Origin of the sequence: Sulfitobacter sp. TMED3 (assembly GCF_002167505.1) — a bacterium.
Lineage (GTDB): Bacteria > Pseudomonadota > Alphaproteobacteria > Rhodobacterales > Rhodobacteraceae > Sulfitobacter > Sulfitobacter pontiacus.
Genome location: NZ_NHBI01000005.1, coordinates 1 through 14,461 on the forward strand (window position 1 = coordinate 1; position 14,461 = coordinate 14,461).

The 14,461-nt window shown below is 63.7% G+C and carries 15 protein-coding genes; 6 read left to right on the top strand and 9 right to left on the bottom strand.

Annotated elements, in window-relative coordinates; all coding sequences use genetic code 11:
• The 4 genes from odhB to lpdA all read left to right on the top strand — a co-directional run.
• A partial coding sequence (gene odhB, locus CBB63_RS01215; protein WP_286697838.1) for a 2-oxoglutarate dehydrogenase complex dihydrolipoyllysine-residue succinyltransferase occupies positions 1 to 951 on the top strand: 951 nt, incomplete at its 5' end.
• Positions 952 to 981: 30 nt separating this feature from the next.
• Positions 982 to 1,368 (top strand): MAPEG family protein, encoded by a 387-nt coding sequence (locus tag CBB63_RS01220; protein ID WP_005851501.1) that lies wholly within the window; start codon positions 982 to 984, stop codon positions 1,366 to 1,368.
• A gap of 12 nt (positions 1,369 to 1,380) precedes the next feature.
• Positions 1,381 to 1,776: an MAPEG family protein gene (locus tag CBB63_RS01225; protein WP_005851499.1), complete on the top strand. Its 396-nt coding sequence runs from the start codon at positions 1,381 to 1,383 to the stop codon at positions 1,774 to 1,776.
• A 147-nt stretch (positions 1,777 to 1,923) separates the two neighbouring features.
• Positions 1,924 to 3,312 (top strand): dihydrolipoyl dehydrogenase, encoded by a 1,389-nt coding sequence (lpdA, locus tag CBB63_RS01230; RefSeq protein WP_286697839.1) that lies wholly within the window; start codon positions 1,924 to 1,926, stop codon positions 3,310 to 3,312.
• Between the two features lie 110 nt (positions 3,313 to 3,422).
• On the opposite strand, the gene CBB63_RS01235 is transcribed toward lpdA, so the two are convergent.
• The 3 genes from CBB63_RS01235 to CBB63_RS01245 all read right to left on the bottom strand — a co-directional run bounded on the left by CBB63_RS01235 (position 3,423) and on the right by CBB63_RS01245 (position 5,733).
• Entirely contained in the window at positions 3,423 to 4,154 is a 732-nt protein-coding gene (locus CBB63_RS01235) for a lysophospholipid acyltransferase family protein (protein WP_286697840.1), read from the bottom strand.
• Complete coding sequence (locus CBB63_RS01240) at positions 4,154 to 5,059, bottom strand: cell division protein FtsX (protein WP_286697841.1); 906 nt, start codon at positions 5,057 to 5,059, stop codon at positions 4,154 to 4,156. The genes CBB63_RS01235 and CBB63_RS01240 overlap by 1 nt, the downstream gene beginning before the upstream one ends.
• Positions 5,056 to 5,733 carry a cell division ATP-binding protein FtsE gene (locus tag CBB63_RS01245; RefSeq protein WP_286697842.1) on the bottom strand — a complete coding sequence of 226 codons (678 nt, stop codon included), beginning with the start codon at positions 5,731 to 5,733 and terminating at the stop codon, positions 5,056 to 5,058. The genes CBB63_RS01240 and CBB63_RS01245 overlap by 4 nt, the downstream gene beginning before the upstream one ends.
• Before the next feature lie 165 nt (positions 5,734 to 5,898).
• Here CBB63_RS01245 and CBB63_RS01250 point away from each other — a divergent pair, with 165 nt between their 5' ends.
• On the top strand, positions 5,899 to 6,807 hold the full coding sequence (locus tag CBB63_RS01250; RefSeq protein WP_286697843.1) for a zinc-ribbon domain-containing protein: 909 nt from the start codon (positions 5,899 to 5,901) through the stop codon (positions 6,805 to 6,807).
• A 52-nt stretch (positions 6,808 to 6,859) separates the two neighbouring features.
• Here CBB63_RS01250 and CBB63_RS01255 read toward each other — a convergent pair whose 3' ends face one another.
• The 5 genes from CBB63_RS01255 to argH form a co-directional block, all read right to left on the bottom strand.
• Positions 6,860 to 9,451 (bottom strand): TIGR02302 family protein, encoded by a 2,592-nt coding sequence (locus CBB63_RS01255; protein WP_286697844.1) that lies wholly within the window; start codon positions 9,449 to 9,451, stop codon positions 6,860 to 6,862.
• 39 nt (positions 9,452 to 9,490) lie between these two features.
• A complete protein-coding gene (gene lysA / locus CBB63_RS01260) occupies positions 9,491 to 10,756 on the bottom strand; it encodes a diaminopimelate decarboxylase (protein WP_286697845.1) in 1,266 nt (421 codons plus the stop codon).
• Between the two features lie 148 nt (positions 10,757 to 10,904).
• Complete coding sequence (locus CBB63_RS01265; protein WP_005851483.1) at positions 10,905 to 11,108, bottom strand: hypothetical protein; 204 nt, start codon at positions 11,106 to 11,108, stop codon at positions 10,905 to 10,907.
• Positions 11,105 to 11,284 (bottom strand): hypothetical protein, encoded by a 180-nt coding sequence (locus CBB63_RS01270; protein WP_009826028.1) that lies wholly within the window; start codon positions 11,282 to 11,284, stop codon positions 11,105 to 11,107. Before CBB63_RS01270 ends, CBB63_RS01265 begins: the two co-directional genes overlap by 4 nt.
• Positions 11,281 to 12,672, bottom strand: a complete 1,392-nt coding sequence (gene argH / locus CBB63_RS01275) for an argininosuccinate lyase (protein WP_286697846.1) — start codon at positions 12,670 to 12,672, stop codon at positions 11,281 to 11,283. The genes CBB63_RS01270 and argH overlap by 4 nt, the downstream gene beginning before the upstream one ends.
• Positions 12,673 to 12,694: 22 nt before the next feature.
• Here argH and CBB63_RS01280 point away from each other — a divergent pair, with 22 nt between their 5' ends.
• Complete coding sequence (locus CBB63_RS01280; RefSeq protein WP_237278356.1) at positions 12,695 to 13,264, top strand: TlpA disulfide reductase family protein; 570 nt, start codon at positions 12,695 to 12,697, stop codon at positions 13,262 to 13,264.
• Between the two features lie 33 nt (positions 13,265 to 13,297).
• Here the strand turns inward: CBB63_RS01280 and CBB63_RS01285 are convergent, their stop codons facing one another.
• On the bottom strand, positions 13,298 to 14,371 hold the full coding sequence (locus tag CBB63_RS01285) for a Hint domain-containing protein (protein WP_132997170.1): 1,074 nt from the start codon (positions 14,369 to 14,371) through the stop codon (positions 13,298 to 13,300).
• Positions 14,372 to 14,461: the final 90 nt, after the last annotated feature.

The following is a 14,461-nucleotide window of genomic DNA, read 5'->3' on the forward strand; positions in this document are numbered from 1 at the left end:
GCGGTGGCGGCGGCGCCGACCGCAGCCCCTGCCGCAGCCTCTGCTCCGGCCGCCGCATCGAAGGACGTCGCCAACGCGCCCTCCGCGGAAAAAGCGATGGCCGAAGCCGGTCTGAAAGCCGCTGACGTCAAAGGCACGGGCCGCGATGGCCGCATCATGAAAGAAGACGTCTCTGCCGCGATCGCAGCCGCCAAAGCCGCCCCGGCCGCAGCACCTGCACCGGTGCGCGGCCCGGTCTCGGCCGACGATGCGTCGCGCGAAGAGCGGGTGAAGATGACCCGTCTGCGTCAGACCATCGCCAAGCGCCTGAAGGACAGCCAGAACACCGCTGCCATGCTGACCACCTACAACGAGGTCGACATGACCGAGGTGATGGCACTGCGCAACGAGTACAAGGACCTGTTCCTGAAGAAGCACGGCGTGAAACTGGGCTTCATGTCCTTCTTCACCAAGGCCTGCTGCCATGCGCTGAAAGAAGTCCCCGAGGTCAATGCAGAGATCGACGGCACCGATATCGTCTACAAGAACTTCGTCCATATGGGCATCGCGGCGGGCACGCCGACGGGCCTCGTGGTGCCGGTCATCCGTGACGCGGATGCGATGTCCTTTGCAGATATCGAAAAGGCGATTGCCGAAAAAGGTGCCCGCGCCCGTGATGGCAAGCTCTCCATGGCGGAAATGCAGGGCGGCACCTTCACCATCTCCAACGGTGGTGTCTATGGCTCGCTGATGTCCTCGCCGATCCTGAACCCGCCACAATCGGGTATCCTCGGGATGCACAAGATCCAGGACCGCCCCATGGCGATCAATGGTCAGGTCGTGATCCGTCCGATGATGTATCTGGCGCTCAGCTATGACCACCGCATCGTGGACGGCAAAGGTGCCGTGACCTTCCTCGTCCGCGTGAAAGAAGCGCTCGAAGACCCACGCCGCCTGCTGATGGACCTGTAACCCACCACACCCACCGCCCGGAAAGGACAAATGATGACAGAGACCACGATCCTCGCCGCCTATGGCCTGCTCGTTATGCTGACAATCTTGCTTCAGGTTCTGGGCGGTGCACAACAACTCAGCCTGGGCTATCTGCTCTCGTCGCGCGACGAAGACCGGTCGATGACCGGCATGACGGCCCGGCTGAAACGCGCATTGGACAACTCCATCGTGGCAATGGCGCTCTTTGCCCCGGCGGTGCTGATCCTCGAAATGCTGGACCGCACCAATGCCACGTCCCTGCTGGCCGCGCAGGTCTTCCTCATCGCACGGATCATCTATCTGCCGGTCTATGCGCTTGGCGTGCCCGCGATCCGGACCCTCGCATGGCTGGCGGGCTTTGCCGCCACCGCCATTCTCTATTTCCTCGCGCTATAGCGGACCGCCAAGATGACACCCGAACTCACCGTTCTGACCCTCGCGGCGCTGCTCCAGGTCGTGACCTTTGTCGCCTATGCGATCCCTGCCAACCGCGAGGTCGGCCCCGGCTACACCATGTCCGCGCGCGACCGAGAGCCGTCGAAATCGCTCTCTGACAGGACCGCCCGTCTGGGCCGCGCCTTCAACAATATGTTCGAAGCGCTGGCGCTTTTCGCCGTCGCCGTCGTGGTGCTGCAGATGTCCGGCCAGAACACGACCTACACCGCCATTCTCGCATGGATCTTCCTCGCGGCCCGCGTCGCCTATGTGCCAGCCTATGCGCTTGGCCTGCGTCCCGGACGCTCGCTGATCTGGGCCGTGGGCCTGGGTGCTACGGTGCTGATGCTGCTGGCCGCGCTGTTTTGATCTTCCAAATGGCATAGATCCCGGGGGCGTGCGCTTGCGCACGGGGGCAGCGCCCCCTAGCCTTGACCGCAACACGCCCCGCCCCTGCATGCCTGAACGCCACACTTTCTACTCTACCCCAATTCCCGACCACGAAGGAGACCTTCCATGTCCAGCTACGATGTCATCATCATCGGCTCCGGCCCCGGCGGCTATGTATCCGCCATCCGCTGCGCCCAACTGGGCCTCAAAACCGCCTGTGTCGAGGGCCGCGAGACGTTGGGCGGCACCTGCCTGAACGTCGGCTGTATCCCGTCCAAGGCGCTGCTGCATGCCACGCATATGCTGCACGAAGCCGAACACAACTTTGCCGAAATGGGCCTCAAGGGCAAAAGCCCTTCGGTCGATTGGGCGCAGATGCAGACCTACAAACAGAACACGATCGACACCAACACCAAGGGGATCGAGTTCCTGTTCAAGAAGAACAAGATCGACTGGATCAAAGGCTGGGCCAGCATCCCCGAAGCCGGCAAGGTCAAGGTCGGTGACGAGGTCCACGAGGCCAAGAACATCATCATCGCCACAGGGTCCGAACCCTCCGCCCTTCCCNGTGTCGAGGTTGACGAAAAGGTCGTCGTCACCTCNACCGGCGCGCTGNCGCTGAACAAGATCCCGAAAAAGCTGGTCGTGATCGGCGCNGGCGTNATCGGGCTCGAACTCGGCTCTGTCTACGCGCGTCTNGGGNCCGANGTGACNGTNGTNGAATANCTNGANGCGATCACCCCCGGCATGGACGGCGAAGTNCAGAAGAACTTNATGCGCATCCTGAAAAAGCAGGGCGTCAACTTTGTCATGGGCGCCGCCGTACAAGGCACNGAAGCCTCCAAGACCAAAGCCAAGGTGACNTACAAGCTGCGCAAGGATGACAGCGAACACACGCTGGACGCCGANGTTGTNCTNGTNTCNACAGGCCGCAAGCCGTTCCACGACGGTCTGGGCCTTGAAGGTCTGGGGGTCGAATTGACCAAACGCGGCCAGATCGCGGTAAGCGACACCTGGGAAACCTCGGTCAANGGCATCTACGCCATCGGCGACGTNATNGAAGGCCCNATGCTGGCGCATAAGGCCGAAGATGANGGCATGGCCGCNGCAGAGGTCGTGGCNGGCAANCATGGCCANGTGAACTATGGCGTGATCCCCGGCGTGATCTACACCCACCCCGAGGTTGCCAATGTCGGTGCCACCGAAGAGCAACTGAAAGAAGCAGGCCGCGCCTATAAGGTCGGCAAATTCAGCTTTATGGGCAACGCCCGTGCCAAGGCCGTCTTNGCGGGCGAAGGCTTCGTCAAGCTGATCGCCGACAAGGAAACCGACCGCATCCTCGGCGCGCATATCATCGGCCCCGGTGCCGGCGATCTGATCCACGAGGTCTGCGTTGCGATGGAATTCGGTGCCTCTGCCGAGGATCTGGCNATGACCTGCCANGCGCACCCGACCTACTCCGAAGCGGTCCGCGAAGCCGCGCTGGCCTGTGGCGACGGCCCGATCCACATGTAAGGCAGCCGCCTGCATCGAAACGACAAAGGGTGGACCGTTTGGCCCACCCTTTTTTGTGTTCTAACCGTTGTGTCCTAACCGTCGTGCGCGCCGATCGGTAGGGGCAGAGACTATCTCGGTTGAGGGGCTTTGAACCCCGCCTCGGCCAAGAGCGCGTCCGACCGTGTCTCGACCGTTTCTTCAAGCCGTTTCATGAAGGCGGCCCGCTCCAACCCCGGCGCGATGGGGGTCAGGAACTCGACCACTGCCACACCCGGACGCCGGTACAGCCCGCGCCGNGGCCAGAAGTAACCNGCGTTGGTGGCGACGGGGACNCAGGGCTGGTTCATCTGCTCGTAAAGTGCGGCAGTGCCTGCCTTATAGGGNACAGACAGGCCGGGCGCGACGCGTGTGCCNTGCGAATAGATGACAAGCTGACCCGGTTCGGCCTCGCCCGCTTTGACATCGGNCAGCATCTTGGAAATCGCCGCGCCCCGTTTGCCACGGTTCACCGCGACCATCTGCATGCGCTTGGCATATTGCCCGATCACCGGCGTCATCAAAATCTCGCGTTTCATGATAAATTTCGCGCGCGGCAGAATGTGAAAGATCATCAGGATATCAAGGAAAGACTGGTGTTTGGCGGCGACCAACACGGCCCCGTCCGGCACGTCGCCCCGCACCTCGCACCGCAACCCGACGATGACCTTCGCCATCCACATGGTCCCCGCCGCATAGGCCTTGCACGCCGCATAGGCCCCCCGCCGCGAGAACATCGCCCAAGGCGCGTAAANCAGCCCCAGAAGCGGCATATAGACCGTGGCCAGCACGATGAAGGTCAAGGATCGTATCCACTGCAACATTATGCGAGTTCCTTTAATGTACGGCGCGCGGCCGCCCCTGTGGCCGCAAAGGCGACACCACCGGACAGAAACGGGATCACCAGCGGCACAACCCAGTGCCAGCCCTGAAAGCCCAAGCCCGTCAGAAAGCCCCCCGCGTCAGCGGTGCTTGGCAACAGCAGTATCGCCAGCAGCCCGACCCCCGTGCCCGCCGCAGCGCCGGTCAGCGCGCGCAGGGTGAAACGCCGGATAAAGGCCTGCGCGATATAGCTGTCGGTCGCGCCCACCAGACGCAAAACGGCAATGACCTGAGCGTTGGCCGACAGCGCCGCATTGGCGGCAAGTGTCACCATCGCGGCCAGCGTCGCGATGATCAGGATCATGGAGACCCAGCCCAGAAGCTTCAGNCGCGACGCGGCCTTGACCAGCGGCGCGCGCCAGCGGCTGTGATTGTCCAGAACCGCCCCTGGCACCTCTGCCGCGAGNCGCAGGCGCANGCCNTCGGCGTCCATGCCGTCGTCCTCTTCGANGATCTCGATCAGGCGGGGCACNGGCAGNGCATCAATGGCCAGNTCTGGACCGAACCAGGGGGCCAGCAGGGATTGCTGCTCTTCATCCGTGAGGGCGCGGGCTGTGGCGACNCCTTTGGTCGTCTCGAGGATGCGCAAGGCGGCCTCGGTCTGNGCGCTGCGCTGGTCGATNGGGGCCACAACACGGATCGTCGCGGTGCGTGCCAACTCTTGCCCCCAGATATTCGCCAACCGNCCCGACGCCAGCGACAGCGCCAGCGCAAAGACCGCCAGAAACGCCATCGTTCCCGCGGCAAACAGGGTCAACTGNGCGGTAAANCCCGACGGCGGCACCACACGGTCCGCCTGACGGTCGCCNTTCCACAGCGCGGTCAGCGCAATGCGCAGCATCTTCATAGATCCGCCCCCGCCAACTGGATGCGCCGGTTGGCGATACGCAAGACACGCGCCTGCACCTGCGCCTTGGTGGCACGGATCAGCCCCAGATCGTGGGTCGCGATCAACACGGTCTTGCCCATGCGGTTCAGCTCTACCAGCAGGCGAAGCAGGCGCTGCGACATTTCCCANTCGACGTTGCCGGTGGGTTCATCCGCAAGCACCACATCTGGCGACATGATCACCGCACGGGCCAGCGCCGCACGCTGGCGCTCACCGCCCGACAGCTCTGGCGGCAGGGCATCGGCGCGGCTGCTCAGCCCGACCCACGACAGCAGCTCTTGCAGGTCATCGCCGCCGGTTTCCGCATGGCGGCCCGACACGGTCAGCGGCAAACCGATGTTTTCGGCAACCGGCAAATGGTTCAGGAATTGGCAATCCTGGTGCACCACGCCCACACGTCGCCGGATCATCGCGATNTCATCGCGGTCCATNGCACGCACGTCCTTGCCAAACAGCGACACATGCCCCGCCGTGGGCAGCAGCGCGCCATAGCAGAGCTTCATCAAAGTGGTCTTGCCAGAGCCGGACGGACCCGTCAGAAAATGNAACGNCCCCGGCNCCAGCTTGACCGAGATATCGGACAAAAGCTCGCCCCCGCCATAGCTGTAGGCCACGTTTTCAAACTCGATCACACGCATATCCCGCTTGGTTTGAACTGTTGTGCCCCAGCACCGCTTGGGTTTCAATGCACCCCGGCGCAGCCATTGCATGAAGATTGCACTTTTCCTACGGTTTTCTAGGACATAAGGTTGATCTGACGTGAAAACGAAGAGGTTTCCAATGGTTCGGGGCGCAACATGAGACTGATCTGTCCCAATTGCGATGCGCAGTACGAGGTCCCGGACGAGGTGATGCCCTCTTCCGGTCGCGATGTGCAATGTTCGAACTGCGGCCAGACCTGGTTCCAGCACCACCCCGATTTCCCCCCTCTCGATGANGAGGACGACAGCAGGATCAGCACGGTTTCCGCCGCTCTGTCCGGGCNCGATGATGCGGANAATGGCGTCGCGCCCGAACGCGATGNAGATGCGCCCGCCCCAGCNAGCNCNCCCGAGCCCGACGCAGACGCNGCGGAAGACCCCGACGCGGGCGAACCCGCGCATCCNGCCCCGCCACCGCGCAANCAGCTTGACCCTTCNGTCGCCGATATTCTCCGGCAAGAGGCCGAGGCGGAACAAGAAGCCCGCCGTCGCCGTCAGGCNNAGACCCTTGAAAGCCAGCCNGATCTGGGGCTTGAAGAAGCAGACCAACCCAGCGAAAGCGACCGCGCGCAGCAGGCCAAGGCCCGCATGTCGCGTCTGCGCGGCGAAGAGCAGCACAGCGNTGCCGAGACCACAGCCGCCGCNGCGGCNGTTGCATCGCGCCGCGAATTGCTGCCCGATATCGAAGAGATCAATTCCACCCTGCGCACCGGATCAGAACGGCGCGTGATCCCGAACACGGGCGCAGATGCCGGGCGCGATACCCATGCGGACCCGAAACAGCGGGGCGGGTTCAGCCGCGGGTTCGTGCTGATTGTCGCGCTCGCCTCTGTGCTGGTGCTGCTATACGTCTTTTCGCCGCAAATCTCGGAAGCGGTTCCCGCACTGCGCCCCTATCTTGCGCTTTACGTCGCGCAGGTGGACAGCGCGCGCCAATGGCTGGACGGGATGTTGCAATCAACACTGCAATGGCTGGATGCACGGGCGTCGCAGTCGGGCAGCTAAAACGGATCGGGCCCGTCCTTTTGGCGGCCCTGTCCTTGGGTCATCAATCCTATCAGAAGCGGTCCAGCAGACGGCGCAGGTAGTCGCGTTCGACCTCTGGCCGCGTCGCCTCGCCCGAGCGGCGGCGGATCTCGTCCAGCAGTTCACGCGCGCGGCCATAGGCGTCATTGTCCAGCGCCAGATCACCCTCTGACCCCTGCGCGCCATTCGCCCCCTGTTCGCGCCCTAAAGGGTCCGTGTTCTCGGCACGGCGGTTGCCCTGCGCGGTGCCTTGTCCGGGCTCGGACGCCTGCTGATCCTGTTCCATCGCCTCGCCCAAGGCGCGCATCCCCTCGCGCAGCGCTTCCATCGCCTGCGACTGGTTATCGATCGCTTCGGCCAGATCGTCGCGGCGCAAAGCCTCTTCGGCACCGTCCATCGCGCGGCCGGCACGGTCCAGCGCATCGCGCGCGGCGTCACCTTCCGGGGTGCCACCACCGGGCAGACGCCCTTCCTGACGGCGCAGCTCGTCGCGCAGCGCTTGCTGACGGTCAGCGATCGATCCCTGTCCCTGCCCCGGTTCGCCCTGGCCGTTGTTCTGGCCCGGCTGCTGCCCCGGTTGGCCGGGCTGGTTGCCCTCCTGTTGCGGGCCGGGCTGCTGGCCCTGGTCCTGCCCCTGTTGCTGGCCGTCATCGGCATTGGGGTTGAACCTGTCCTGCAAATCGCGGAACGCCTGATCGCTTAGCTCTTGCTGCTCACGCAGGCTATCGGCCAGTCCCTCCATCGCCTGTTCACCCTCGGATTGCCCACCTTCGCCCGGCTGGCCTTGGGTAACGCGCATGTTCTCCATCATCTCTTGCAGCTCGCGCAGCGCCTGTTCCGCCTCGGCCATGCGGCCCTGCTCCATCAGTTCCTGAATCCGGTCCATCATGCGTTGCAGGTCGTCCTGCGTCATCTGCATGGTCTCGCCCTGCTGGCCTTGCTGCTGGTCGCCGTTCTCACCTTCTTGCGCCTGCTGGCGTTGCAACTGGCGCATATAGTCGTCGGTGGCGCGGCGCAGCTCTTCCATCAGCTCTGCGATCTCGGCGTCCGAGGCACCGTTCTTCATCGCCTCTTGCAAACGCTCCTGTGCGCGGCGCATCCGGTCCAGCGCATCGGCCAGCACTCCTTCCTCCAGTTCAATCGCCAAGTCCCACAGATCATCCGCGATCTCGGTCTGCACCTCGTCGGACAAACCATAGCGGGCGCGAATTTCGATCCGTTCAATCAGCCGCCGCAAGCGCAACGCCGCGGTGTCAGAGCGGAACACATCCTCCGGACGATAGGACACCGCCCGCAAGACCTGCGCGAGGGTGTCGGCGTTGCCCTTGGCCCACAGCAGATCGCGCCGCTGTTCGATAACGGCCGCCGCCAGCGGATCGAAAAAGCGTCGCCCCGGCAGGGTCATCTGCGTCGGTGGGGTGGTCGCCTGTTGTTCCGAGGCATCCAGCACGCTCAGCGTGACGGTGACCGGCAGGTTGGCCCACGGATGTTTGGAAAAATCGTCGATCAGGTTCTCTTCGAAATCGCGGCGGTCCCCGGCAATGGGTAGTGACAGCGGCACGATCATCTCGGCCCGCGGGTCAGGGTCGATCGCCAGCCCATAGCGGCGGTCCACAGCGGCCAGATCCAGATCGATCCGCGCCTCGCCCGCTTCGACGCCATAGTCGTCCCGCGCCACAAAGGGCAGTTGCATCTCGCCAAGGGCGGTCACCTCGGGCGGGCCTGCAATCTCGACCTGCGGCTTGGCATCAGGCAGCATCGTCACGTCCCACGCCCGCCCGTTCGGGCCGTCGATGGCGATCTGCCCGCTTTGGCTGACCTTGAAATCCTGCACGATGGCGGGTGATTCACCCTCTGGCTGGGGCTGGCCCGAGACGGTCTCGGTCACCGACAGCGCCCCCACTTCGCCATACATGCGCAGCGTGATCAACGTGTCCGCAGGCAGGTACAACGGCCCTTCGGCAAGGTCCGAGAGGTACAGTGTCGGCTTGCCGGTATAGCGCGGCGGCTCGGCCCAGCCTTCCCAGACCGGACCGGAGGTCAAAGCCCCCCCGCCCGCCGTCAGACCCGCAACCGACCCGATGCGCAGCACCGACCCAAAGACCAGCGCCGTAACGAAAGCCAGCAGCGCGACATAGCGCAGGGCAAAGGGATCACGGCGCGCGATGCGCAAGTCCGCAGGCACCGCCTGCGCAGCGGCGGCACGGGCGGCCATGCGGCGCTGATGCGCCTGCCACACCGCAGCAGAGGCATCATCCCCCGTGCCGATCGCTTGCACATCCATCAGCGCCTGAATAGGGCGTCCGGGCAGGCTGGCGTCAAGGCGGGTCAGCGCCTCTATCCGGCGGGGGATGCGTAAATGGCGCAGCGCATAGACCAGCGCCCCGACAGCGGCCAGCGTCACAGCAACGACAGCGCCCGTCACGACGGACATCGGCACGGTATCGTGCAGCCCCAGCATCAGCACCGCCAGAACAGCCAGCACCAAGGCGATCAGCGGCCAGAACGCCTGCACCAACACCTCGGCCCAGATACCGGCCCAGGTCAGACGCAGGGGCCAAAGAATCGACTTGAGACCCTGCTCGGGCGAGTGGTCGTCATCCTTGGCGGTGAAAAGCGTCATGCGGGCCCTGCTTTCAAAAGCCGGACACGCAAGACGCGGTCACAGCCATTCGGGAATGGTATCGCGATTTATCATTTCGTCAAAGGTCGGGCGTCGGCGGATAACCGCAAATTGATCGCCATGGACCAGCACCTCGGGGATCAGCGCACGAGAGTTGTATTCGCTGGCCATCACCGCGCCATAGGCACCGGCACTGCGGAAGGTCACCAGATCGCCCGCCGCCAGCTTTGGCATCATGCGCTGCTTGGCAAAGGTATCACCGGATTCGCAGACCGGCCCGACGATGTCATAGGGCTGCTGCTCGGCCCCTGCTTCGGCTTCGACGACGGGGATGATATCGTGATGGGCTTCGTACATGGCGGGGCGGATCAGGTCGTTCATCGCTCCGTCGATGATCAGGAAATCGCGGCCCTCGCCGGATTTGACATAGATCACCTCGCTCACCATGAGACCGGCGTTGCCCGCGATCAGGCGGCCCGGCTCGATCTCGATCTCGCAGCCCAGATGGCCAAGCGTCTTTTGCACCATCGCGCCGTAATCCGTGGGCAGCGGCGGGGCGGCATTGCTACGCTCATAGGGGATTCCCAGCCCACCGCCCAAATCCAGACGACGGATGGTATGCCCGTCGGCGCGCAGCTGCTCGGTCAGTTCCGCAACCTTCTGGTACGCCAGTTCGAACGGCGTCAGATCGGTCAGCTGGCTGCCGATGTGCACGTCGATGCCCACGACCTCCAGGCCCGGCATCGCGGCGGCCATGCGATAGACTTCGCGCGCGCGGGCGATGGGGATACCGAATTTATTCTCGGACTTGCCGGTCGCGATCTTGGCGTGTGTTTTGGCGTCGACATCGGGGTTCACGCGGATGGTGATCGGCGCGACCTTGTCCATCGACCGTGCGACGGCGTCCAGCACCTCCATCTCGGGTTCGGATTCGACGTTGAACTGGCGGATGCCACCCTCAAGCGCGAGCCGGATTTCAGAGACGGTCTTACCCACACCCGAGAAAACGATCTTGTCGCCGGGCACGCCTGCCGCCTTGGCACGCAGGTATTCCCCCGCCGACACCACATCCATGCCCGCCCCCGCCTGCGCGAGCGTTTTCAGCACCGCTTGGTTCGAGTTCGCTTTCATCGCGTAGCAGACCAGATGGTCCATCCCGTCCAGCGCATCGTCAAAAGCCTTGAAGTGGCGCAACAGCGTGGCGGTCGAATAGACGTAAAAGGGCGTGCCGACCGCGGCTGCGATCTCGGAGATGGCGACATCCTCGGCGAACAGCGCGCCATCGCGGTACAGGAAATGATCCATAGTTTCAGGCTCCTAAGCTTTTCCCGCCGAAAGCTGCCGGCGATCGTTTACGGGCGGCGGACCGCAGGGAAAGGCATCGCGGCAGACCACAGCTTACCCCAATACCAAAGGCGGCGGGAATGGCAATCAGCGCCACCCGCCCCGCCGGTCAGAATGTCTTGGAAACGCCCACATCCACATGCCCCGAGATATGCACACCGGGCTCATAGTTGCTGCGATGCTTGCGGGTGGCGGTATCCGTCGCGGGGGGATAGGCGCGGCTGTCATGGGCGCTTGGCGCATGGCGTTGCGCGCTGTCACAGCCCGCCAGCACCGCCAATGCAACCACGGCCAGCACCGCCGCGCGGATCACAGCGCCGCCCCCAGACCCAGCCGGAACGGGCCGCGGCCAAGGGTGACGCCAGTGCCCACCGACATGCCCGACGACGACAGCGTCACCGTGCTATTGACCTGCGGCGGCACGGGTTCCCCGTCCACGCCACAGGCGGCGAGAGTCAGCAACAAGGCAATAATGGCGACGGGTTTCATCCGATGATCCCTTTCCAGCGGGCCACCTGCGCGCGCACCTGTGCGGGCGCGGTGCCCCCGTAAGACATACGCGAATTGACGGAATTTTCCACGCCCAAAACGTCAAAGACATCTGCCGTGATGTCGCCATGAGCCGATTGCATCTGCTCCAGCGTCAGGTCCGGCAGGTCGCAGCCGTTCTGTTCGGCCAATGCCACCAGCGATCCGGTGATGTGATGCGCATTGCGGAACGGCAGCCCCAGCACGCGGACCAGCCAATCGGCCAGATCGGTCGCGGTGGAAAAGCCCGATCCCGCCGCCGCAGCAAGGCTTTCGCGGTTCGCGGACATATCCTTGACCATGCCTTCCATCGCGGCCAGCGCCAGCATCAGGTTGTCCGCGGCGTCAAAGACCTGTTCTTTGTCTTCCTGCATGTCCTTGGAATAGGCCAGCGGCAGCCCCTTCATCACCATCATCAGCGCCACATTGGCCCCCATGATCCGGCCGATCTTGGCGCGGATCAACTCTGCCGCGTCGGGGTTCTTTTTCTGCGGCATGATGCTCGATCCGGTCGAGAAACGGTCCGACAGGGTCACGAAACGGAACTGCGCCGAGGACCAGATCACCAGCTCTTCGGCGAAACGGCTCAGGTGCATAGCGCAGATCGACGCAGCGCTCAGGAATTCAAGCGCGAAGTCACGGTCGCTGACCGCATCCAGCGAATTGGCGGCCGGACGGTCAAAGCCAAGCGCCTGTGCGGTCATGTCGCGGTCGATCGGAAAGGACGTGCCCGCAAGCGCAGCCGCGCCCAAAGGCGATTCATTCATGCGCGCACGTGCGTCGCGCATCCGGCTCAGATCGCGGCCAAACATCTCGACATAGGCCATCATATGGTGGCCCCAGGTGACCGGCTGCGCGGTCTGAAGGTGTGTGAAACCGGGCATGACCCAATCGGCTCCGGCCTCTGCCTGACCCAGCAAGGCCTTGATCAACGCCAACAATCCGCTTTCGGCGGCGTCGAACTGGTCGCGGGTCCACAGTTTGAAATCGGTCGCCACCTGATCGTTGCGCGACCGGCCCGTGTGCAGACGGCCTGCCGGTTCGCCGATCACCTCTTTCAGGCGCGCCTCGACGTTCATGTGGATGTCTTCCAGCGCGGTCGAATAGGCGAATGTCCCGCCCTCGATCTCTGACAACACCGTGAGCAACCCTTTCCGAATGGCGTCGGCATCGCTATCACTAATGATGTCTTGTGCAGCCAACATGGCAGCATGGGCACGCGACCCGGCAATGTCCTGGGCGGCCATACGCTGGTCAAACGAGATCGAGGCGTTGATCGCCTCCATGATCGCGTCCGGTCCGGCGGCAAAACGGCCACCCCACATTTTGTTCGAAGTCGTATCGGTCATCAGGCAACCCCTCGGAGGGAAAATGAAAAAGATTATGCTCGCGCTCGTTTATACGGCCCTTGCCCTTGGTGCAAACCCCAGCTTTGCGCAAAGCGCCGACATCAAGCCCCTGCGCGACGGTGATATGAAGAAATTGGTCGTGCACGATTCCCCCGTTGCTACCTCCTCTGTCGCGTTCCAGCTTGAGGATGACGGCGGCGAGACGACGCTTGAGGCGTGGCAGGGCAAATATGTGCTGATCAACTTCTGGGCCACGTGGTGCGCGCCCTGCCGCAAGGAAATGCCGCAGTTGAACGCGCTGCAAAAGGAATTCGGCGGCGATGATTTCGAAGTGCTGACCATCGCCACGGGCCGCAACACGCCCGACGGGATCAAACGGTTCTTTGCGGATGCGGGCGTCGATAGCCTGCCACGCCACCAGGACCCGAAACAGGCGCTGGCCAGTCAGATGGGCATTTTCGGCCTGCCGATCACCGTGATCATGGACCCCGAGGGACGTGAAATCGCACGCCTGCGCGGTGATGCGGATTGGTCGAGCGACAGCGCAAAAGCCATCGTTCAGGCATTGATCGCGGGCAAGGCAGACAGCTAGGCCCGCCCCAGGAAAGCAGGCGATCCGGCGGCGTCAGGCGGCGTGCGCGAGGATCGCCGCTTCGGACATCGACAGATTACGCCGCGCATAGCCGCCATAGGTATGCGGATCGAATGCGATCTGCGGAAACTGATCCAGCAGCCGCGCGCGGTCGGTCGCGTCCAATGTCTCTAGCGCGGCAGAGGCAGGGTGAAAGCTTTCCGTCTCTACGCCATTGGCCCAAAGCACCTCGTGGAAATCGAGCAGGAGATGGATATAGGTCACTTCGCGCGCATGGGCATCGATGGTGACACTGCGCCCGTTCACCAGATCCCGCGCGGTGACAAGCACCTCGTCCGTGTTGAACAAGTCATGGGCGACGCGCCCCTTCACCAGCATCCGGTGGCTGGGCGACACCAGCAAATCCGCGTCAGGCTGCGCAGCCCCCAAAGCACCGGCGCGAAACCGGATGGGGCGCAGCTGCGGCATCGCGAACAATCGCGCCCCGCTCATCCGGCGGCTACCGATCCAGCGCACGGGTTGCAGGCCGTTGTCTTTCGTCTGGACGTGATCGCCCTCGCGCAGTTGTTCGATCCGGCGCGCGCCATCGGCGGTGCGTATCATTGTGCCGGGGGTAAAGCAGATGACGCCGCTGCTGTATTGCGCCGCCCGATCCGCCGCGGCGGTATTCAACGTATGCGCGACGACCCACAGATCGGTATTGCGCGGCGGCAGCGCGTCAAGGAACATCAGCAGCGGCTGGCTGCCCTGCCCGACCTCGATCACTGTCACCAGATAGGTCTGCGCGCCGTCGGTCACGGTAAAGCTGTTGTCCATCAACGGGGTGTCGCGGTCGCTGGCGAAAGACCGGTGCGGCGGCGTGGTGCCGTCCAGCGCGGCCCCGACCAAACGATGCACCATCCGCGCAGCCCGTCTGCGCAGATCCCCTGCCTCGTCCGCCTGATCCAGCCGCAACACGTCATTCGGCCCGTCAACGCGAATTGAATCGCCCCGCCATGCCCAGGCTGCCCCCACCTTGAGGGATTGCACCGGTGCGGCGTCCAGCCCGTCTATTTCTGTCTGCGACCAGCTTATGACAAACGTGCCTCGAAAGCCCGTTTTGACCACTGTTCGTGCCTCGTCGTATTATTATTGCCCCAAGGCTATCAAAACCGTTCCCCGCTGGAAAGAACGAATCACCCGATGTACGGGGCCTGC